A 21,864-nucleotide genomic window follows, 5' to 3' on the forward strand; every position below is an offset into this window, starting at 1 on the left:
GACAAACGATACTCTATGGACTGCAAATCGCAACGGCTACACTATTTAGCAACCAGTAATTTCACAAGGTACGAGGGCACTCCCCCTAAGACGTATCCTTGAAAACTACTCTAACTACCGCTGCACAGTGTAACGTGTCGTCTACACAGCCCTTAACCGAGCATGTTCAAGAAAATTAGCATATGAACGGTATAAGTTTTTCTCAAAGTGGACGTTATGTCAAATAGCTTTCAAATAACTTATCTAAATCTAACGGATGGCGCCCCTAATGTCGTTCCCCGGTAACCACAAAGACGACCCGACGGCCAATGTTGGTTGCGTGGTCGGCAATTCGCTCTAAATATCGGATAACCAGGACTAGCAGTACCGTTGGTTCAACATTGCCAGCGATAGGAGGCGTTTGCACTAAAAGTTCATAGAGGCGGTCGTAGTCGTCATCAACGACGTCATCCTTTTTCTTGATTTCATGGCCTGCGTTTACATCTAATTCGGATAGGGATAGCAAACTCATGGCGACCATGGATCGACAGCGATCCAACATGATCTGGATCTGGTCCATTGTCCCGTGCACCGGGTAAGGAAACAGCTTGAGGGATACTTCGCCAATATCTTTGGCATAGTCCCCAATCCGCTCTAAATCGCGAATCATCTGCATAAGGGCACTGACTAAACGCAAATCGCGGGTAACGGGGGCTTCTAGTGTGATCAGATTGACACAGTCCACTTCGATCTGCCGATAAAGCTGATCCACCTGCTTATCGTGCTTTTTTAGATGTTTGGCAGCGTCAATGTTGCGATCGCACAGCGCCTCTCTGGCCAACAAACAAGAACTTTCGACCAATGCTCCCATCCTTAAAACATCCCGTTGCAGTCTGGTCAGCTTCAGATCTAGGGCCGAACGAAATGCTGAAGACGCTGGAGAGAGACCTATGGCTTCGTGATCACCGTTGAATGTAGTAGGGTCGCTGACATCAATATCGGAGTTAGAAGCTATGTTCATTATTTTTTATAAATAACTGCACCCAAGCAGTTTTTAACGAGCTTTATTAAAGACGTGCGTTTAGTAATTAGATTCAGCACTTAGTACTGATAGCGCATTCACTATGAAATCAGGTGTTATAGAAGCTACATTCTAATGTAGTTTTGCAGTTTACTTTGGATACCATCGAGATCTATCCCGGAGGGATCCAGTTGGGGGTATCCAAAGGTCCTGTTGTTAAAGTGTGTAACAGATTGACTGCAAAGCGTCTGATTGAACCAGTTTTAGTCAACAATTCTCTAATAGCATAGTAGTTAACATTAAGTAAGGAAATTGGCACTCCATGGCTTTATCCGACACCCAAATCATCCTCGCCTTGCTGATTGCTTTAATTCCCGGTGTTTTGGCCCTTCGTCTTGGCACCGAACTCTACAAATAAACGCCCATTAAGATCGCGCACAGGCTTTTTGCTCTCTAGTTCCGGGCTTTCAGGCTCACCCTAGGCGGCGAGGGTCTAACCAGTCTTTTTGAGCAATGTTTATAGCAGCGTTAGACGTCCGACGTTTAACGCTGTTTTTGATATTATATTTTTTAGGCATTGCTGGCCCTCAGCATGAATTGCTCCGCTTTTAGATAGTTTTCTTGGCTTATGGATGGCTCAAATTGAACAAGAAGCCCCATAATGATGGCAAGCTGCCCAACAACGTGCTAGGAATGTGTGCTATGACTCGACGAGCGAAGCCTTTGGTGATCAGAGGTAAGGCCCGCCAATCGTTAGTTTTGGAGTCCACCGTAAAACTCACTGTCAATCTATTGCTGGCAGTCGTGGCCACATCCACCATCGCTAGACTTTTGCCCTACCATCGTCAGCAAAAGTCTGAACTCGAACAGCTGAATCATTCTATTCTCTCTTTAGAGAAAGAGCACGACGGCGTATGGCAGGACTTTAGCCACAATTTTGATCCAGAACAGTCTGGCCGCATTATGGGTGAACAGAGTGGTCAAGAAGATCCGTCTCGGCATCCCATTGTTTTAATTGATCCGCTGCAAACGTCCGATCCCTAAGCTGTCGCCAAGATAGGGAATAACACACTACAATCTATTGGCAGTCATGGCAGGCGTCCGTGGTTGCCAACGTTATCCATCTTCTCTATCACCCGCAGCCGATATGGGGCAGACCGTAGAACAGAAGCTAGCGGAATTTAAATTTGACAGTGTAGACGCAGCACTGATCGATTTATCCGCTGGCAAAGCTATTGTTGTTGTCGATGACGAAAATCGCGAAAATGAGGGGGACGTGGTATGTGCCGCCCAGTTTGCCACCCCCGACATGATTAATTTTATGGCCGTCGAAGCACGGGGGCTGATTTGCCTGGCGATGACGGGCGAACGTTTGGATCAGCTTGATCTACCCATGATGGTCAATGGCAGCGGATTTGAGGATGAAAACGAGCAAACCGCCTTCACTGTCAGTATTGATGCCAGTCTCAGCTGGGGAGTGACCACAGGGATTTCTGCAGAAGATCGGGCTCGTACCATCCAAGTGGCGATCAATCCAGAGGCTAAACCGCAGGATCTGCGGCGGCCAGGACATATTTTTCCCCTCAGAGCCAAAGAGGGGGGTGTGCTCAAACGGGCTGGTCACACTGAAGCCGGGGTGGATCTATCTAAGCTAGCCCGGCTCTATCCCGCCAGCGTTATTTGTGAGATTCAGAACCCGGATGGGTCCATGGCGCGTCTGCCAGAACTGATTGACTATGCCCAAACTCACGGCCTCAAGCTAATCAGCATTGCGGATTTAATTAGCTATCGTCTGCGTCACGAGCGTCTGGTTAAGCGCGAAGCGGTCGCTAATTTGCCAACTCAGTTTGGTCAGTTTCAGATTTATGCCTATCGCAATCTGCTAGACAATTCGGAGCATGTGGCCATCGTCAAAGGCGATCCGGCCACCTTTGAGTCTCAGCCGGTGATGGTGCGAGTCCATTCGGAATGTTTGACGGGGGATGCGTTGGGCTCCCTCCGGTGTGACTGCCGCCTGCAGTTACAAACAGCATTAAAGATGATTGAAAATGCTGAGTCCGGGGTCGTTGTCTATCTGCGTCAGGAAGGACGGGGCATTGGCTTGGTTAATAAGCTTAAGGCTTACTCCCTACAGGATATGGGGTTTGACACCGTTGAAGCTAACGAAAAATTAGGGCTGCCGGCAGACCAGCGCAACTATGGTATCGGTGCCCAAATTTTGAACGATCTGGGGGTGCATCAGTTCAAGCTGATCACTAACAATCCTCGCAAAATTGCAGGTTTGAAGGGGTATGGCCTTGAAATGGTGGATCGCATGCCCCTGTTGATTGAAGCCAATACCTACAATTCAGACTATCTGTCTACCAAAGCTCAAAAGCTGGGACATCTGCTGCTGCAGTCCTATTTAGGTACCTTGGCCTTGCTGTGGGCAGCACCGCTGCCCTCCGCGCAGCGTTACGAAAAGGTCAATCATCTGCGTCAGCTGGCCCACGATGCCGGGCTGTTACTCCAGGAAGAAGCTCGTTCGATTGCGGTATCTCTGTTTAGTCCCCAGGCGCTGATTGTCAATCTGGGGGTGGCTGAACCGGTGGCCAAGGACTGGTATCAGCAGCCCGACAATCGCTACCGCCGTGCGATCGCAACACTACTCGAACAACTCATCCAGTGGTCTGATCTAGAAGAGCTAGACCTACTCATTGCCAAGGGCAGCGATCCTTTTACCACCCTCCAGGTGGGACTCGATCGACAGATCTTTAGTTGGCAATCCCTCACCGTTATCGACGAGCAGCTGAGTACACAGCGAATTTATAGCTTCTCTCGCCATAATGTGAATGATTAAATACCTATAGGGGCGTTCCATGGAATGCCCCTATAGGTTATTGGAGGTGGATTAGCCGTCCCAGCTGAGGAATAGGCGGTACCGGAGAGCTGACCGTTGACAGCTGCCGTCGTCGTCTAGCCGCAACCACCTCAGTTTCCAGGGCTGTAACGGCCTGAGAAAACTGGGGATCGTTGGCCGTTCCCATCAGGTTGGGATTGTTGACTAGTGTCTTGCGCTGGTCCGATGACAGATCTACTTGAATATCGGGGGTAATCCCTCGGCGGCTGATATCGGTACCGTTGGGCGTATAGTAGTGAGCCACCGTGACAGCGACTCCAGACCCATCAGACAGCCCGTGGAGAGACTGGACTAAGGCCTTACCAAAGGTAGGGCTGCCCACCACAACGGCCCGGTCATTATCCCCTAAGGCCCCCGTGACAATTTCACTGGAGCTAGCCGATTCACCATTCACTAAAATCGCCAGGGGCAGCTCGGTTAGATGGGTGCGATTCGCCGAAATTTCCTCGCTGTCACCGCTGCGGTCAACCGTTCGCACAATGGGGCCTCGCCGCAGCCACATCCGACAGATATCAATGCTTGCCTGCAGTAGACCCCCTGGATTGTCCCGCAGATCTAAGACAAATGCTTCTGCCCCCTGGGTGGTCAGATCGGCAATAGCCGTCTGCATCTGCTCAGCTGCATGGGCGCTAAATTCGTCCAGGCGAATATAGCCCACGCTGATACCATTCTGAGTTTCAAGCTTAGCGTTGACCGTTTGGATTTCCACCCGCGCTCGCGACAGCACAAACGTCTGTGAGTCGCTGTTGCGCTCAATGGTCAAAGTTACCTGGGTATCCGATTCACCCCGGAGTAGTTGAGACGTATGTTCCGCACTGAGAAAATCTGTGGAACGACCGTCGACTAGAACAATGCGATCCCCCACCATCACACCGGCAATATCAGCGGGCGATCCCGGAATAACATCACTGATAATTACGGTGCCAGCAGAGCGATCCCGTCTTAGCCTCAGACCGATCCCCGAGACTTCTCCCGACGTTTGATCGGTCAGTTCAGCATATTGGTCAGGACTCAAAAAACGAGTGTAGGGATCCTGCAGACGACCCAGGGCTCGGCGCAGCTCGGCATAGGCAGCGTGACGCGAGGTGTAGTTCTGCCCCAGTAATTCTTGACGAACTTCTACCCAATTCGTCCGGTTAAAAGAGTCATCGACATACTCACGGTAGACAATCTGCCATGCTTCATCAAGAATCGCCTTGGGTCCATCCGTAAACGCCGCTTCAGCTGGAGATAGGGTCAAAAATGTAGGTGCTAGAATAACTGTTGCGATCGCGCCAGTCGACCGAAGTAACTCTAAAGTGGTTTTCATTGAAACGGTTGCGGCAGGGGGATAACGGAACGTTGGAAAGCAGTATATGAGTCTAAAACGAAGGCGTAAATTTACCCAAAGGCACATGCTTATACAAGTCATTGACCTGCGTGTTTATCAAGTCTGAAGCATTAATAAGCATTTTTGTAAAGTAGCGGACCGTTTAGAATCAGACCCTTGTGTGCTAGACCATTCAGCATAAATACTGGCCTTAAATCTAACGCACGAAATAGAGTAATTGCGTAAACGCATTAGATCTTTATCCAAACATTACTTTTTTAGGCTATGGCGGGTGTAGTCGGCTACGCTCAATCACTTTTGAAAAGGATTTAGTTTAATTTGAAACTCATCTAAATATCTTAAATACTACGTCTTCAAAGACTCATAGTCCATCTCCAGACTATTCTTCGGACCGCGTAATTACAGGAGTATATTTACGGAAGCCTGTATCGAGAGCTACCTGCCATGCCTAGAAGCAAGTTATTACAACGACGTTTAAGGGTTGTCTGTCTCGGGCTGCTGGTTGGAGTCGCAATTGTTACAGGGTTTATGTTGAGTAACCTTGGGCGAGCAAGTCACGCCCCAACTGATGCCTATCTGGTCCTAGGCGGTAGTATTCGTCGGGAAATGCACATGGCTCAGGTAGCCAGTACTTTTTCCAAACCTCAGCCAATTTTGGTGTCTGCCGGTTCAGCCGATCCCTGTATTCGACTGTTGTTTGAGCAAGCGGGGGCTGCCCTCGATCAAGTCTGGCTAGAAAACTGTGCCGAATCCACATTTGGCAATTTTGTTTACTCTGTGCCCATTTTGGAACGTTGGGGAGTGCGTCATGTCACCCTGGTCACATCTGGCAGTCATACCCGCCGAGCAGTTACCCTAGGTCGCATTCTGTTTGCCGCTCAGGGCATGTGGGTCACTCCCTTAATTGTCGATGAAGTGGGGATTCCAGGCAATCAGGAGACGGGGCTCAAAACGACCCTCGATATTGGGCGCAGTTTGCTCTGGGCCGTCGTAGCCCAGGTCTATAAACCCACCTGCGATCATCTGGTGGCGCTGGCTGAGGTCGATCTAGAGCGGTGGCGGCAGCAAGGATTTAAGTGTGAGCATCAGGCTGGCATTGAGGGTAGCTAGGGTGTCTGCTCAGCTGTGCCAGCATAGATGCCCGAATATAGGTAGTAGTCTTTAATTTTGACGCCAAACCGCTTTACCGAAATTGTTGCCACCTGCTCCCAGCCGGGTTCTAGTCGCAATGCCCCAGCAGCGATAAACGGGTGCCAGTCGTCTGCCAACACTAAGGCCGAACGACCTTTCAGTACCCGTGATTTGGCCCACACGTCAAACTGGTCGCGGCGATGGGAAATGGCCAACACCTGTTTGTTATTCAGCCCATAGGCTAGGGCCGATGCTGAACGGTAGTCGGTGGTCAACAATAGCTCATGCTGTGGGGCGTAGCCTTGGACCACCGCCGCCACCTGCCGCCAGCCAAAAGACATGCGGCCATCGGGATCACCGTTAGGACCCACCAGGGCTGCAAGCGGTAGCACACAGTAGTTGATCACCAGCAGCCAGGCCACTGCCGTGCCTAAAACTTGCATGCCATTGAGCCAGCGGCGATGCCTCAGGGTGGCCTCACCGCCCGGAAAAACCAAGGGCAGCAGGGGCAACAGCAGCAGATAGGCCAAAATATTCCAGTAGTAGAAGGCGGTAGAAAATAGCCCTACCAGGGAAAGTATCCCCGTCGATGTGGTGAATAGCCCCAGGGCCATAGTCCGATAGGTGGGAGATTTAATGAGAGATCTAGTAGAAGTACTTACCCTGACCGCACGCACCAAGGCCCATACCAGGGGAGGCGATAAAATCAGCGCCGCCGTGAGCCAAAAAAAGATTACTGCATCAGGGCGCAGTGTGGGACCGCCGCCGCTATCCACGCTGCGGGTCAGGTAATACTGGAACGAGAGCCAGTCATTTTGAATATTCCAAATCAATATGGGCAGGGTGAATAGGGATGCGATCGCAACTGCCCCATACAGTCGCCCATCCTGAAGCAATGGCCGCAGCTTTGGCTGAGATACTATTACCCCCAGCGCCGTCAGACCTACAAATACCGCCGTGTACTTGCACAGTCCGGCTAACCCCAGCATAATCGCCGCGCCGTAGAGATACCCACTGCGGCCTCGGCCATCCAGCCACACACCATCTAAAAACCGCACCAACCAGTAGGCCGACAGCAAAGAAAACGCCAGCAGCCACTGGTCATGCCAGGCCAAGGTCAAAAACAAAAAATAGAGGGGACTACTCCAACAGCACCGCACAACGATGAACCAGGCCTCATGAGCCCGTTCACCATAGAGATAGCCAGCAATCTGATAATAGGTCCAAAAAAATAAGCCGTTACTGACTACTGTGGGCAACCGCAGCACAAAAGGGGAATGTCCCAACCTGGAAAACATTCCTTGCACCCAAGCGTGAAACGGTGGGTGGTCGTAATAAGACCAGTCCAAATGCTGCCCCCAGAGCCAGTAATAAGCCTCATCAGGATTGGGAAATGCGGTGAACCAGTAAACACCATGGGCCAACAAAATCAACCACAGCCAGGGGAAAGGCTGTAATTGACTCAATCTAGTCTCCCTCCTCATCCACCGCCTCAATATCAATTCCCCATTCCCGCAGGAGGGCATCATCCCCCTCGTCGGTGAGTTCTTCAGACTCAAAAGATTCGAACTGAGCCGGTTCCACTAAACCGGCACGTTCTTCCGGGTCACTCCACAGAGTGGGCGTGTAGACAATGACCGGGAGTCCTGTGCCATTTAAGCCCCGCACAATCCGCTCCGGCGTTTGAGGGAAGGTAATAAACAACGGATAGGGGCGCTCAGACCCCTCATTGAGTAGATGTTCGTGCTGCATCGGCATCTGCCACTCATAGCTTTCCGCCAACAATATCTGGGTGCGCCGCCACCGATATAATAATTCTGAAAAGTCTTCATCCGGACGATGGATAAATAGGACCACGTCCACACCGGTTTTAATTTTCCACTCAGGGTCACACATCAGCATGACTAGGTCACAGGGTAGAGAGACCACCTCCCGGCGGGTATTGACCGGTCCCATTGGCTGATCAATGGCACGACGAATGCTGATATTAGGGAGGGGTATCGTGACAATACTTTCCTGAGGCCGCCGTATACTGGGCAACATTTCTAGATAGGGTCGATGTTGCTTGAGCAAGGCTAATGCCCCGTGGTAGTCGCTGCACCTGGCAAGCAAATGTTCATAATCGCCTTGCTGAGTAGCCATGATTCATTAAACGTGTGGCAAACATGTTTATTCTAGCTTTCCCATTTTATCAATCGTGCTGGAGCGTTCCATGGAAGGCCCTTACACGCCCTACAACAGTTCCGTAGACCTTTCCGCTAGGGCAGAACGCTCACCCCGCGTTAGCAGAATATGACCGGCCAGGGGCTCATGTTTAAACCGTTCCACCACATAGGTCAAGCCATTACTGGCCGCGTCCACATAGGGGTTATCAATTTGAGCCGTGTCGCCAGTCAGGATAATCTTTGTCCCTTCTCCGGCCCGAGTCAAAATTGTTTTAACTTCGTGGGGGGTCAGATTTTGAGCCTCATCCACAATCAGAAATTGTTTAGGTAAGGTCCGACCTCGAATATAGGTCAGTGCTTCAATCTGTAACAGCCCCATCTCCATCAGTTCTTCATGGCCTCGCCGCCAGTGAGCGGGCTTTCCAGCCGGATCCTGGGTGCCAAATATTAGATCAAAATTGTCATACAAAGGCTGCATCCACGGCGTTAGTTTCTCATTCACATCCCCTGGTAAATAGCCAATGTCTCGCCCCATGGGGACAACCGGACGAGAGATTAGTAGACGCCCGTAGGCTCTCTCCTCGGATACCTTTAAAACACCGGCAGCAATGGCTAGCAAGGTTTTTCCAGTACCGGCCTTGCCCACCAGTGTTACTAGAGGGATGCTGTCATTTAGTAGCAAATTTAGTGCAAATTTCTGTTCCCGATTGCGGGGATGTATCTGGGAAATACCCGCATAGGGCACCTTGGGTAGCGGCACAATATGCCCGGAGGCGCTATCCACCATAGCCAAGGCTGTATGGGCCGGATTATTAACATCGATCAGAGTCAGAGACTGATTGGGGTAAAATTTTCCTTCTAACTCTAACGTGCCTCCTCGAAACAGCTGGGTAAGCTGGTCCGCATCCACCAGTAGTTCTCCTGTACCTGAGTACAGGTCATCGATATCGATTTTATCGGTTTCATAATCTTCAGCCGCTAAACCTAGGGTATCGGCCTTGATGCGCAGATTTGCATCTTTGCTAACTAGGACTACCGGACAGTCACAGGTGTGTTTGTGCTCGAGGGCAACGGCTAAAATCTCGTTGTCGGCTTTATCTCCTTCTAGCTCTAAGGGCAGCGACGAGAGCGTTTCTTGATGACACAAAGAGACTTTGAGCGAGCCGTCTCCTTCTAGGAGAATGCCTGTGGTCAGGCTACCCTGACCGCGAAGCTTATCGAGTGTGCGAGACACCTGACGCGCATTGCGTCCGGTTTCATCCAAGGACTTTTTGAATCGATCTAGCTCTTCGATAATGGCTATGGGCAAGATGACGTCATTCTCCTCGAATCGATAGATGGCTTTCGGGTCGTGCAACAGCACGTTGGTATCGAGGACGAATGTTTTTTTCATAAATTCAAATCACCTTTGAAGTCCTTTAAACCCTCACTTAACTATCAATCAGACAATCAGACCGATATTTAGAGGAGAGGGCAGAAACTTCTTAACAACTAAATAGACAGTAGAAATGTATGTACTATTATCTACTAAACTTTGCCTATTTGCGTAACGGGCTATGGTTCCATGATCAAATGGCTGTTAGCGGCTGCTTTGTCTGAGTTCTTGATGAACTCGGGTACCCACCTGGAGAGCTTCGTTGAGCAGTTGGCCGTAGTCTCCGGCCAGATCTGAGGCCTGCAGAGCTTGCAGGCTGTAGAGGTTAGTTTCAATGCTGGTAAATAGCTCGTGACGACGGGCGATAAATCGCTGATGTTTGCGCATGATTTTATCGCTCATCAGACCACATACCAAACTTTCACGGGTCAGGTGTAGGGCCTCTTTGACTTCATCTGGGTTGTCTAATGACAGGCGTTTAGAGCGATCGGCCTGACGCAGTTCATCTAAAATTTCCACCGCTTTCATCATTTCTTTAAAGCGGTCAACTTCATCTAACAGATGGCTGAGCACTTTGAGCTGAGTGCCTTTGTGAATGCCGTAAATACCGTGGGCCACCGTGGTTGCGATCGCGCCTCCCACGCCCACAAACACCCCCACCGCCTGTGCTGCCAGGTTTCGCCCCAACACCAGACACACCGGCAGCCACAAAACCAGGGCGACTGCCAGCACCAGCCCTTGATTGATCAACCAGGCCCAGCGCAGACCCGGCTGCCGAAATACCGACAGCCGGGTGCCCCATCCCATGGATAGCTCACTAATATCTAAACCGGTCAGCTCATCGAGATCATGATTCGTAATCCGTAAATTATCCAGGTTGATTTCGCTCATTCGCTGTATAGGAATTCATACGACGCCTTGCCCACCGCCGTAGAGGCGTTCCATGGAACGCCTCTACAGGCCCAATAAAGACCCTAGGCTCGTAAAAATCTGAGCGTAGAAATTACCCTCAATCTCAGGGCGAAAAACCTGGAACGGCTCATTGGGAGCCCCAAAGAACGGACGCAGGGTCCAGCCTAGCTGGGACCCCACCAGGGCATATAGACCCAGCCAGCCCAGTAGTAAACGGTTCCGCAGCTGACTACCGGCAGCATCTGGCCCCACCACATGACGCATCCCTTGGTAAAAGAGACGGACACCAATCACACCAGTCAATCCCATTACCGCCACATTGAGCAGCAAGAAGAAGTTATACCCCTGAATCGAAATCAAAAAGAACAGAACCACCGGAGCAAAGCTAAACAGCAGTACACTGATCACCGCCACGGTGGTCATTAGCATGGCGCTATATTGGCGAAAATTGAGTTTTGAGCCAAAGAGAATATCAAAAAAGTACAGGGTGGGCAGACAGATACCCAGGGTAATCAAATAGAGGGCCGGCAGTTTAACCATTGACGCCAGCATCTGCAGCAGGCTGCTGGACGAGCCAATGATCGCTCCATAGACCGCAAAGAATATACAGCTGACCACCAGTAGAGAAAAGATTTTACGCTCCAGTTTGACATCACGGCGAATGTCTTCGAGAAACTGGTTGCGATCGCGCAATAACTGAATCAAAACTGAAAAATGCTTCATGCGATGCCTACTGGAATAACGTCAGGAATACTCCCAGACATGGCTACACAGCATCCAGCAACCATTTCGAACAGGGGCAAAAATTAAGGCCGAGACAGTAACGTCTCGGCCTAATTATCATAGATTTCTAGACTTGAGCCTGGCGTAGGGCCAAATTAACCCAGCATTAGGAGCTTTGAGCCTTAAGCTGCTCAATTTCCTGGCGAATAGCTGATAGCTGCTCGGTGAGTGCCTTGATTTCAGCCTGGATGCCGCTGTCTGCCACCGGTTGAGCTACTGTGTTTACCGTTGCACTACTGGCGGGAGAGGGCGCAAAGGGGTTGGGCCATTGGCCATCCAAGTTACCACTAAAATTATCCACAAATTCTCGGGCTTCTTTCTCAGTTAACGCCCCTTTTACCTCTAGCTCATCGGCAAGGCGGTCAAAATCTGTACCAATATCAGAAAATTTGCTAGCAGACGCCTGTGGATCTTGAATAGCCTCGACTGCAGATGCAGCAGCTCCCAATGAGACCCGGAAGCTTTTTTGAATCAATTCGGTCAACGTATCAAAATTCATGGCTAAAGTCGATTTAAACGCCTAATCACCGTTCTACACCGGAGCATACATTATAGACATTCTGGCACCGTCTACCCGGTCCTAGATACATAGCTCAATAGCTGACGGTTAGTCTTCAGATGTTGAGCAAGCCCTAAAGCCCCAAGCATTGACGAGCAACCCAACCCGTCACCTGTTGGATCTGTACCCGATACCAGCCACGGCCATATTCCCCCAGCAGCGTTACCGACGTACCATTGCGGAATGTCCCCACTACGCTATATTGGATTCCCCCGGCGCTGCGCACATTACAGGCATTGTAGGGAGCAGGTGCTTGAATTGGCCGCACGTTCTGGGCCTCAACTCGACGCGCCATCATCAAAGAGGCCGCTAGGGTGAGGATAAATCCACTCCAGCGTACATATTTCCATCGAGCTGGAATCTGAGAAAGCCGAGTCCCTGAATTGATCTCCATTGGCTAACAAAACCTCCAGAAGGCCCTGTGATAGACGTTTTCACTTCTAATGTTAGTCAGATATTTTCAGATAACAACTAATTAGAAACAATTAGCAAAATACTAAATATAATCTCTAAATATTAACAAATGAGTCGCGCTGTTAAAGCTGTGAATTTAGCTCGCTTGCCAACCAAATTCCACTGCTAGAATTTTGGAAATGTTCACACTAGATACAGTAAAGGATCTATGCGCTCATATCTCGTTGCGGTTGTTGATGGTGCCCAGGCTCGTTTCTTTACCCTGACAGCCGCAGAGTTTTCTGATGAAGAACAATCAAGGCCTCATCTAACCGAGCACAGTAGTCTGAACAATGCCGAAAAGCCCATCGCTAGCAAAGGCAATACCGACAACCTAATTGGCCGTAAACACCATGGTAATCGTCACGAAAAAACCACACAATCTACGGAAACAAACCGACGCTTTGCTAGCAAAGTCCTACAGCATATCCATGCGGTCACCCAAAATTTTGCCAGCCATCATCTTATCCTAGTGGCCGAACCCCATATTCTAGGGAGCTTACGAGAGTCGGTCTCTAGCCATGTTCCCTCTACCATGACAGTTAGCGAACTCGCAAAAGATCTCTGTCGATTAAATGCCCATGAGCTGCACAAGTATTTAGCCAATAAACAAATGCTGCCCTGTTCCAATCGAGTGCGATAGAACAGCGGTGCGATTTGGTTGCGAAGTTTATGGGGGCGGCATCGTATTTCACCGTATTTGTTATGGTGACTACACCTTACCGGCTTCTCAGGCTTCGCAGCTGCCTATTGAAATTGCTTTTCTGTATTTAGCATTTGTTGCCATTTGGCCGTAATAACAAAATTATGCCGCCGGGGATACTGAGTAGCCATCCCAGCAGGGTGATCGTTAGGGCCAATCCTAAAGCATCCTCTGCGCCTAGACCGACTCGACTAAAAAGATAAATCCAAATCCCTTCTTTGAGTCCCAAACCGCCCAATGAAATAGGCAACAGCGTCAGCAACACTACAATCGGGATAAATATAACTAGAGCTAAAAAGGAGATGTCAATATCGAGCTGCTGAGCAATTAAAAAGTGATAAACCACAATGCCCAGCTGCAATACAAAAGAGAGACCGATGGATGTAACCAAGGCTGAGCGATGGCTAGAAAACTGTTGTAATAAAATTTGAATTTTTATCAATCGAGCTGCGATCGCACCCAATTTAAATCGTCGCAGCCAGGGAGCGGCCCATTTCAACAGGTGTGGACTCATGATTAGCAATACCGTCCCCACTAATGCGCCCAATGCACCTAAAAATAAGGTAATAATGTCCCAGCGCCCAATAAACTGAAATGCGGCAGGTAATCCCATAACAGCAATCGCTGAAAGGGCAACTAAGCCAGTAAACCGTTCTAAAAATACTGATACCAGGGCAGTTTCAGCATCTTGGATAAATTGGGTAACCTGGTAGACCCGGTAGACATCGCCCCCAAGGGAGCCGGGTAAAAAGATGTTTAACCACATACCGGCAAAATAGCTGCTCACCAGCTGTTTCATCGGTACTTGGTAGCCTTGAGATTGTAGAACAAGTTGCCAGCGCCAGCAGCTGAGCCATTGTAAACTGGTATAAAATACCAGTGCCAAGAGAACAAATGCCCCAGACAGGGTGTGAAGCTGTTGCCAAGTCTGGAGAATATCAAGTTGGCTAACGATTAGCGTGAGCAAGGTGACACTGACAATAATTTTAATGATAGTGAGACGAGTCATAGTTCTTCTATCGCAACCTGTTTTACTTGCTCAGTAAGCACCCAAATCTTTACCCTGCTCGGGGGTGTGGGGCAGCCAGCCATCGGCAGGATCCCATAGACGTAGGCTGGTGCCAAAACTGTCATACACAGGTTTCCCAACAGTTTGAACGTACTCCAGAATTTGGGCACTAAGGCGGCTCTGGCGAGCATCATCAATATGGACCCACACCCGCTGAGAAGTTTCTAGAACCCTCTCTAACTGGTCAACATTGGTGACAACGACACCCCCTCCCCAGCGATCTAACAATCTGCCATTGCGCCAATAGGTGGCATCTAAAAACCAGGTGCCCATGAGGAAATAATCCACAGGGCCTATGGTTACCGGGCCAAAAGAGGGGGTGGGAGAGATGACCACATCGCCGGCCTGGCGATGGTCACGGATATATTCGAAAATGGCGGTGTTGCGACGCCCCATGGCCTGGGAGTAACTATGGACAATCCGTCCTAGTTCTAGATTGCTGGTCAGCAGTAAGGTTAAACACAGCCCAACAAGAACCCCTACGGGCCAGTGAGGAAACCCTTGTCTAAGGGTTTTAATCAGCTCCTGGGTAATTGCGATCGCACTATAAATCGCCAGCATAACAAACAGGGGATAAACGCCATAGGCATACCGTTCAGCAATCTGATAGGTGAGCAGTGTGAGTACCAGTAAGTTGAGGCACACAAAGCTAAATAGAAATAGTACGAGGCCCGCCTGCTGACGTAAAAAATAAACAAATCCAATGAAAAAAAACATCGTGTAGAGAATCTCTAGACGGTTTGGCCCCACAAAAAAACAGGCCAAAAACCCAGTCACATCCAGTAAATGGGGGCTGAGGTAGGACGTAGTACTGCTGGATAGCGCCGTCCAAGGAGTCAGACACTTAATTTTAAAGAAGATAATATCGTAGGCAAATATGGCCATCACCATAAATGTGTTTAACCACAGTCGCCAGTCGCGGTGCCAACGAAACCGAGGGCCAAAGCACAGGTATCCCAACAAAAAGCCAGGGGTGCTGGTCAGGCTCACTTCTTGAATGAGTAAGGTGGCTGCTAGCGCCACAAAAAAGACATACTGATGGCGTCGTCCTTGATCATCAATAAAGCCACGGATAAAGGCCCACATGGTCAACAGTGTTGTAAACTGCACCATCTGGTAAAAGCGGATAAAGCGGGAATACCAAATCTCCCATGGGTTGAGGGCCAATATTAGAGTGACCACCAGTGCGATCCACACGCGCCCAGTCACCCGTTGGGTGATATAAAACATCAGCAACAGCGTTGCTGTGCCTATAATGACCGAGAAAAAACGAGCATTAAATACAGAATCACCCACCAGTCGCAGCCACAGGGCTAACAGATAGTGAAATATGGGACCTCGCGTGTACCAGATACCTGAGGTGGCTAGCGGAGCCCCCGTTCGCAGAATGCCTCGAGTAGCGTCATAGGATGTATTTTCATCGGAATCTAGATTTTCTTTAGTCAGACGATAGACCCTGAGGCCAAAGCCCAGTAACAGAATCCCCCCTAGAGCGGCTGATCGCTGCCATTGTGGTCCAGTTTCTAACGCTGCTAACAGCCGGCAACTGAGTTGTTCTAATCGAGCTAAAAGCTGCCACTTCACGACTGCGGCCAGGCCGCCCAAAATCAAAAAGATCGATCCTGGTGATAACGATTGGCTAAACAACAGACCTAGACCCATAACACTCGCCCCGCTAATGAGGCCATAGCGCTGCCAGCGAGGACAGTCCCAGCTGATCAAGGTGAGCAGGAGCACCAAGAGACTGCCCAATAACCAGTTGAGATTACCTCCAGACTGCTCCAACCAAATCGCCCACATACCCTCACCATGGCGATGTTTCAGCAGTACTGCCCCCAGTAAAAATACTAACGAGGGTAGTAACAGGTCTGCCCCTACCGCTAGGGCATTCTCTTGTCGGTGCAGCCACAGACGCCCTAACCCCCAGGCTAGGGAAATGCTCAGGCCACAACCCAGGCCCCACCACAGCAGCTGATGGCTAACATACCAGCCGGTACACTGTAAGAACGGGTAACCTAAAAAATGATGAATAAACTCTTGACTCATCACCTGGCGCACTAACACAGTGGGACTGGGCACTATCCGATGTGCGCCTGACCAATCGTCTCCCCCACGCCAACTACCATCGGTTTGGATCGCAGAGAGAACATGCCCCTGGCTTGACTCCGCCCAGGCGTCGACAAATACACTGAGGGCTGGGTTAGGGATATCCCTAATCCAGCCAGACTCACTCGGTTGAGGTACAGGCACATCCCCCTGCTTTGACTCTGCCCAGGCATCGACAAAGATGCTGGGAGGTTCCTCGCCTGTATCCCTGGTCCAACTATTGTCAACAGGTTGAGCTAGATGCACAGCTACTTTGTTTTTACCAGGTTTGACATAGGCGGTGACATCAAACATGCGTAGCTGTTTACCCTGGGTAAACGGTTGGGTGTCGACCAACCGTCCATTGATAAAAACCGCAGGTTCACCAACGGCGGCATAGCGCAACAGGCTACGGGTGGCTCGACGGGGAACCTGCCAGGTCTGATATAGCCAAGGACCTGCTGTGGCAATCCATGAACCCTGAACCGGTCGATCAAACAGCCGCTGGCTGAGACGGGTGTAAGTGGTTTCATACACAGGCCCCAGAGGCACTGCTTCAGGCCATTGGCTATCGTCAAACTCCAGATGAAACCAGCGCACCGCCGACCGATTTTCGGCCAGTGTGGAGACCTGCCAGGGGGTGGCTCCGGTGGATAGATCAATGGGCGTAACATCTGTTTCCGGTAACACCTGGCCTTCAATGGCTATGCGGGGATTGGGATCACCCTTCATGACCTCAATGGCAATGACATTTTTACCCGGTCTCACATAGTTGGTCAGGTCTAAATAAACCGATATTTTCCAATCAGGAGAGCTTGCTAGTGCATAGTTCAGACCCGTCTCCGCTGCATAGGGCAGGGTGTCGCTAAAATCTTGAAGCGGTACTTTGCGGCGGTAGGTGAGGCCTTTGGGACTATTGAGGGCACCGTTTTCACGAATGACCGACTGGCGACCGTTGATATTAAAGACAAAATCATTGTCGGCACTGATGCGCACCCAGGCCGCTTGCACCGTCTCAGGTCCATAGAATGTGTGGCGCGTATAAAATCGGTAGCTGGGCTGAGCCGAGGTAATCCACTGAACCTGGGGTGACCAGTGGACTGGAGCGAGGGGAACGGTGGCAGGCTGCCAAATGGCAAAGCCCAGATTGCCCCAAAGACAGCCTACCAGCAACAATATGGCTAGCCAGCGTTTATTCATCTGTCAAAGGCTCCTGGTGCCATACATCAGAATTTACCGAACGGCGATAGGCTTCCCACGCCCCATTGAGGTCGCCCCGGTGGTAGTCAGCCCAAGTCTGGTGCACATGGGCTTGCCCCATGAGGCCGATATTCGGGGTTTGAAAATACTGTTGTTCGTGAAGAATGGTGGTTGCGATCGCAGCCGATGCCTCATACTGTTGGTCCACCGCCTTGACCAACATCAGATCGTACAGCGCTTGGATATGACCGGGAAATAGCGCTAAGGCCTGCTCTAACAGTGCACTAGTACCGCCCGATTTACGATTGTTGAGCTGACGCTGGCTGTTGGGAGCAATGGGGTTCAGCGGACTGTTGGAAAAATTAGGATAGTTATTCCCATGGACCGAAAAGGGTAGTGTCGGTGCGTTAAAGTAGGCTGTGCCCTGATTAATCAAGGCCGCTGCTAGATATTCTCTTATGACCAGAAGCTGGGGATGGGCCTGCCAAGCCTGTTCTAGATAGGGGATGGCTTGGGCAAAGCGGTGCCCCTGATAGTGGGCCATCCCCTGACAAAAGGCGCTCAGGCCGACATCAGGGTGGCCCTGGTAATAGAGAGAGTCCCCATAGCGTCTCCACCCATGGGGATCGCCTTGAAACGGTGGATAAATCCGCATCAGCCAGGGGCTTTGTTGACCAACAGCAGCATAGTCACCACGGGCATAGGCAACTTCTAAGGCTCGCTCCCAGAGGTTTGCGCCGATCATATGGATCAAGAGTAAGCCCACCACAATGACGACTATGGGTAACCCTTGTCTAAGATCTTGGTACAGGAGCAATAATCGAGAATTTCCCCTTAAATACACCGCTAGTAACACAATCACTAAACCCGTAATTGTCAAGCTCCATCCCTGGCCAATAAAAGCAAAGAACCCATTGCTGTAGCCAAACCCATCCAGCAAAACGTGATCCCATTGAGACAGTTGAAAGAAACGAGTATCTGGAATATCAAACGTAGCTAATGTGGGCAGTGGCTGAAACTGAGCAAGAGAAATAAACTGTTTCCAGTGATTTTGAACCTCGGCAAAGCTAGTTTCTACCTGGATATCTACCTGGCTTAGCTGGTGCCAGTAGGACAGGGCCAAAAACGCTTGCTGAGGCCGCCAGGTCATTAGACCATAGGGAAACAACAGTGTCAGACCCAGGGCCAGCCACACAGTAAAACGCAGTGCGCCCCCCTGCCAGCGTATCCATCCAATCCCTAGGACCAATATCACCCCACCAGAAAATACTCTCCCGAAGGAAAACGTTGTTATCTGTAGAACCTTTAAACTCTCAGGAGGGAGATGATACCATTCGTAACGTAGGCTGAGTAACAATATTAGAAAACCGATCAGCCCAGTTAGGCGCACGCGGTTAAACCACTGTAGAGCGTTAAGAATCTGCATCGTTATGGCACCTCTAGAGGCGTGTTTATCTCCCCATCAACCAGATTAGGAGTTACCCGATCTCCAGGCTGTAGCACCCGTGGGTCAAGCACTACCTGCTCTCCCACCTCTAAGCCAGAGATAATTTCGCGAGTATTATCAAAGCGCTGACCCATCTCTACTTGGCGGACAACAGCTTGTCCATTTTCAATCACCATGACCATGCCGTCTCCCCCTGACAGATGGGTGACAGCCCGTTCAGGCACTTGGATGATGTCTTGCTTTGGGTTAAATGCCACAAACCCCTGCAGTCCGGGTGACATTTTTAAGTTATCCACCTTGACCCAAACCGAGTAGGTATATTGGCGGTTAATACTCACCTTCCCTAGACGAAAACCTTCGGTCTCAACGGCTGGGTTGACTCGAATCACCTGACCGGCAAACGTCTGTCCTGGATAGGCAACCAGACGGACAGTGGCCGGATCACCCACGCTAATGGTATCAAGACGTACTTGATCCACAAAGGCTTCAAACGCCACATCTTGACTCAGGGTGATCAGGGCATCTTCACCAATTTCATAAAAGTCTCCCGCATCGACATTCACCTTACTAATCAGGCCATCGGTCACAGCATAGAGCAGCGTTTTATCCAATAACGTTTCGTTTTCATCTAATCTTGCCTGGGCTTTTTCCATCTCTAGGTGTAGACGTTCTAACTCCAACGATTTTGTTTGGCGCTGATTGGTCAGCTGATTTTGGGCAGTGGATAGATCAAGGGTCCGTTCTAGAAAAAAGTCTTGGTTGATAGAGCGGGAGTTTTGTTCAAAAAATACCCCTTGGGTTGCTGACTTAAACTCTTGTAGTCGTTCCGCATAGAGATCTTCAGCGTCAAATAGCCGAAACTCGCTGACGGCCCCCCGCTCGTATAGATAACGCATGCTTTTTAGGCGTTTATAGGCATTATCCAGCCGGGTACTAGCCGCATTGCCATCTCGTTCGATTTTCTGTTGTACATAGGCTTCACTGTCTTGAAATCGGTCTTCAGCTTCTCCGAGACGCGCTTTGGCCAGAGCCACCTGATCTTCGAGAAGTTGAATCCTGCCTGCGAACTCAAGGGTGCGCTGATGTAACTGGGTTTGAGATCGCATCACATCGGTTTGAGCCTGTTGTACCCGTGTTAGCAGATCGTCCTGTCTCAAACGAAATAACAGTTGGCCTTTTTTGACCCAATCCCCTTCTTTCACCAAGACGCTTTCAACGACACCATTAATTTCAGGTCGAACATTCACGTCATCCAGGGCTACTGATACCCCCGGTGCACCCACTGTCTGATCTACCGTCCCTTGACCCACCACAAAGGTATCCATGGTGATGGGTTTACCGGCCTGTCGCTGTCGCGCCGGGTAGCCAATGTCTGATGAATAGATACGCGATTCTGGATTATTTAATGTTGGCAATAAAATTCCCAGTGTTAGGAGAACCATACCTGCCAACGGAACTATCACTAATATTGGCAACAGCCAACTTGATGTCGAAAGATTGATCCCCCTGGACATAACTGCGTAACAAACCTCAACGGGTTCGTTGCTAAAGGACTCGTTGGTAGATGTCCTGCCACAGAGCAATAATGCGTGGCCAGCTAAAACGCACTTGAATATCTGTTAATCCCTGATGCCCGAGTTGGGCTGCCCATGCTGGGCGGTCGAGTAAATTTGAAATAGCCTGGGCCAGTGCCCTTGAATTTTTCTCAGGCACTAAACAACCCGTTTCTCCTGATCTAATCACATCTGGAATACCCCCAACATCGGTGGCAACCACAGGTTTACCATGGGCTAATGCCTCAATCATGACAATACCTAATCCTTCTGTATCCCCTTTGCTATCGACAATTGCAGGCAACACAAAGATATCGCAGCTGGCATATTCGTTCACAAGGTCTGCCTTGGATAAAAAGCCAAGAAAGTTCACATGTGGAGCAAGAGCTAGGTGGTTGACCTGTGCTTTTAACTCAGTTTCGAGAATGCCTGAGCCTACAATCCGTAAGCGCACATTGCGTTCAGTCAATAAAATGGCTAGGGCATCGAGCAAATAATGAACCCCCTTGCGCTCGTCTAAACGACCCACAAATAGCAGGGTGGGAACTTGCCCAGAAACACGGGGCGATGGGGCTTTAGCCTCTACAGTGAGCCCATAGGGAATGACCTGCAAAGGGCAAGGATGTAACTGGGTGACTAGACCTTTTGTAAAAGACGAATTGGTCGTCACTCCAGCTGCCTGGGGCAACAGCCAGCGAAGGATATGAGCAACAAATCCAAACCGCTGGCTCAGCAACAGTTCTCCCCCATGGAAACTAAAAACCATCGGGATAGTGAACAGTTTGCTAGCGGGCCATGCCATCAGCCCATGGGGGAAGGGCCAATGCACATGCAACAAATTGGGGCGAATTTTGTGGCATAGCCAAAACAGTTGCCATGCTCCCAATATTACATAGCAAATAGCCGGAATCAGGTAGAGTGGCTGACGTTTTAATTTAGTGGGTGCTCCGTCCCGCACTAAGGTTTCAAATCGTCGCCAAAAATAGCGAAAACGATAGACGCTAACCCCTTCTAGTTCATAGGATTGACTGCCCCCATAGGCAGGCGCAAAAATGCTAAACCTGGCCCCTGTGCTCACGGTTCGCTTAAATTTAGGAAGGGTTGCCTAAATTATCCGGTGAGTGAGAGGTAGATATCATCCGAAGCCTTCAACAACTGCAGAATGCGCTGTTGCCGCTCAGATAAAGCAGAGAGAAAATA

At 50.0% G+C, this 21,864-nt stretch carries 19 protein-coding genes; 5 read left to right on the forward strand and 14 right to left on the reverse strand.

Going from position 1 to position 21,864, the window contains the following annotated elements; translation table 11 throughout:
* Positions 1-265: 265 nt before the first annotated feature.
* Positions 266-1,000, reverse strand: a complete 735-nt coding sequence (gene phoU, locus IQ260_RS02340; protein WP_193990491.1) for a phosphate signaling complex protein PhoU — start codon at positions 998-1,000, stop codon at positions 266-268.
* A gap of 322 nt (positions 1,001-1,322) precedes the next feature.
* Here phoU and psaM point away from each other — a divergent pair, with 322 nt between their 5' ends.
* The 3 genes from psaM (at position 1,323) to ribBA (ending at position 3,839) form a co-directional block, all read left to right on the forward strand.
* Positions 1,323-1,418, forward strand: coding sequence for a photosystem I reaction center subunit XII (gene psaM / locus IQ260_RS02345; protein ID WP_193990493.1), 96 nt, complete (start codon positions 1,323-1,325; stop codon positions 1,416-1,418).
* A 284-nt stretch (positions 1,419-1,702) separates the two neighbouring features.
* Positions 1,703-2,044, forward strand: a complete 342-nt coding sequence (locus IQ260_RS02350) for a slr1601 family putative cell division protein (protein ID WP_193990495.1) — start codon at positions 1,703-1,705, stop codon at positions 2,042-2,044.
* Between the two features lie 46 nt (positions 2,045-2,090).
* The gene (gene ribBA / locus IQ260_RS02355; protein WP_322744878.1) at positions 2,091-3,839 is read left to right on the forward strand and encodes a bifunctional 3,4-dihydroxy-2-butanone-4-phosphate synthase/GTP cyclohydrolase II; all 1,749 of its coding nucleotides are present in this window, start codon (positions 2,091-2,093) and stop codon (positions 3,837-3,839) included.
* 37 nt (positions 3,840-3,876) lie between these two features.
* Here ribBA and IQ260_RS02360 read toward each other — a convergent pair whose 3' ends face one another.
* A complete protein-coding gene (locus IQ260_RS02360; RefSeq protein ID WP_193990497.1) occupies positions 3,877-5,208 on the reverse strand; it encodes a S41 family peptidase in 1,332 nt (443 codons plus the stop codon).
* Positions 5,209-5,673: 465 nt separating this feature from the next.
* On the opposite strand from IQ260_RS02360, the gene IQ260_RS02365 reads away from it, so the two are divergent.
* Entirely contained in the window at positions 5,674-6,339 is a 666-nt protein-coding gene (locus IQ260_RS02365) for a YdcF family protein (protein ID WP_193990499.1), read from the forward strand.
* Here IQ260_RS02365 and IQ260_RS02370 read toward each other — a convergent pair.
* From IQ260_RS02370 to IQ260_RS02400, 7 genes are all read right to left on the reverse strand, one after another.
* A complete protein-coding gene (locus IQ260_RS02370) occupies positions 6,336-7,826 on the reverse strand; it encodes an ArnT family glycosyltransferase (protein ID WP_193990501.1) in 1,491 nt (496 codons plus the stop codon). The genes IQ260_RS02365 and IQ260_RS02370 overlap by 4 nt on opposite strands.
* Position 7,827: 1 nt before the next feature.
* A complete protein-coding gene (locus IQ260_RS02375; RefSeq protein ID WP_193990503.1) occupies positions 7,828-8,502 on the reverse strand; it encodes a hypothetical protein in 675 nt (224 codons plus the stop codon).
* Between the two features lie 90 nt (positions 8,503-8,592).
* Positions 8,593-9,918 carry a PhoH family protein gene (locus IQ260_RS02380; RefSeq protein WP_193990505.1) on the reverse strand — a complete coding sequence of 442 codons (1,326 nt, stop codon included), beginning with the start codon at positions 9,916-9,918 and terminating at the stop codon, positions 8,593-8,595.
* A 186-nt stretch (positions 9,919-10,104) separates the two neighbouring features.
* Positions 10,105-10,791, reverse strand: a complete 687-nt coding sequence (locus IQ260_RS02385; RefSeq protein WP_193990507.1) for a hypothetical protein — start codon at positions 10,789-10,791, stop codon at positions 10,105-10,107.
* Between the two features lie 63 nt (positions 10,792-10,854).
* Complete coding sequence (locus IQ260_RS02390) at positions 10,855-11,535, reverse strand: actin-binding WH2 domain-containing protein (RefSeq protein ID WP_193990508.1); 681 nt, start codon at positions 11,533-11,535, stop codon at positions 10,855-10,857.
* Positions 11,536-11,701: 166 nt separating this feature from the next.
* Complete coding sequence (locus IQ260_RS02395) at positions 11,702-12,094, reverse strand: hypothetical protein (RefSeq protein ID WP_193990510.1); 393 nt, start codon at positions 12,092-12,094, stop codon at positions 11,702-11,704.
* Between the two features lie 133 nt (positions 12,095-12,227).
* Positions 12,228-12,548 (reverse strand): SH3 domain-containing protein, encoded by a 321-nt coding sequence (locus IQ260_RS02400; RefSeq protein WP_193990512.1) that lies wholly within the window; start codon positions 12,546-12,548, stop codon positions 12,228-12,230.
* 228 nt (positions 12,549-12,776) lie between these two features.
* Between IQ260_RS02400 and IQ260_RS02405 the strand changes: the two genes are divergently transcribed.
* Complete coding sequence (locus tag IQ260_RS02405) at positions 12,777-13,250, forward strand: host attachment protein (protein WP_193990514.1); 474 nt, start codon at positions 12,777-12,779, stop codon at positions 13,248-13,250.
* A gap of 127 nt (positions 13,251-13,377) precedes the next feature.
* Here the strand turns inward: IQ260_RS02405 and IQ260_RS02410 are convergent, their stop codons facing one another.
* From IQ260_RS02410 to IQ260_RS31615, 5 genes are all read right to left on the reverse strand, one after another.
* Complete coding sequence (locus IQ260_RS02410; protein ID WP_193990516.1) at positions 13,378-14,319, reverse strand: lysylphosphatidylglycerol synthase transmembrane domain-containing protein; 942 nt, start codon at positions 14,317-14,319, stop codon at positions 13,378-13,380.
* Between the two features lie 30 nt (positions 14,320-14,349).
* A complete protein-coding gene (locus tag IQ260_RS02415) occupies positions 14,350-17,664 on the reverse strand; it encodes an ArnT family glycosyltransferase (protein WP_193990518.1) in 3,315 nt (1,104 codons plus the stop codon).
* Positions 17,657-19,090 (reverse strand): hypothetical protein, encoded by a 1,434-nt coding sequence (locus IQ260_RS02420; RefSeq protein WP_193990520.1) that lies wholly within the window; start codon positions 19,088-19,090, stop codon positions 17,657-17,659. Before IQ260_RS02420 ends, IQ260_RS02415 begins: the two co-directional genes overlap by 8 nt.
* Before the next feature lie 2 nt (positions 19,091-19,092).
* Positions 19,093-20,553, reverse strand: coding sequence for an efflux RND transporter periplasmic adaptor subunit (locus IQ260_RS02425; protein WP_193990522.1), 1,461 nt, complete (start codon positions 20,551-20,553; stop codon positions 19,093-19,095).
* A gap of 103 nt (positions 20,554-20,656) precedes the next feature.
* Positions 20,657-21,742 carry a glycosyltransferase family 4 protein gene (locus IQ260_RS31615; protein WP_193990524.1) on the reverse strand — a complete coding sequence of 362 codons (1,086 nt, stop codon included), beginning with the start codon at positions 21,740-21,742 and terminating at the stop codon, positions 20,657-20,659.
* Positions 21,743-21,864: the final 122 nt, after the last annotated feature.

The sequence above is a fragment of the Leptolyngbya cf. ectocarpi LEGE 11479 genome, assembly GCF_015207065.1.
GTDB lineage: Bacteria > Cyanobacteriota > Cyanobacteriia > Phormidesmidales > Phormidesmidaceae > Leptothoe > Leptothoe ectocarpi.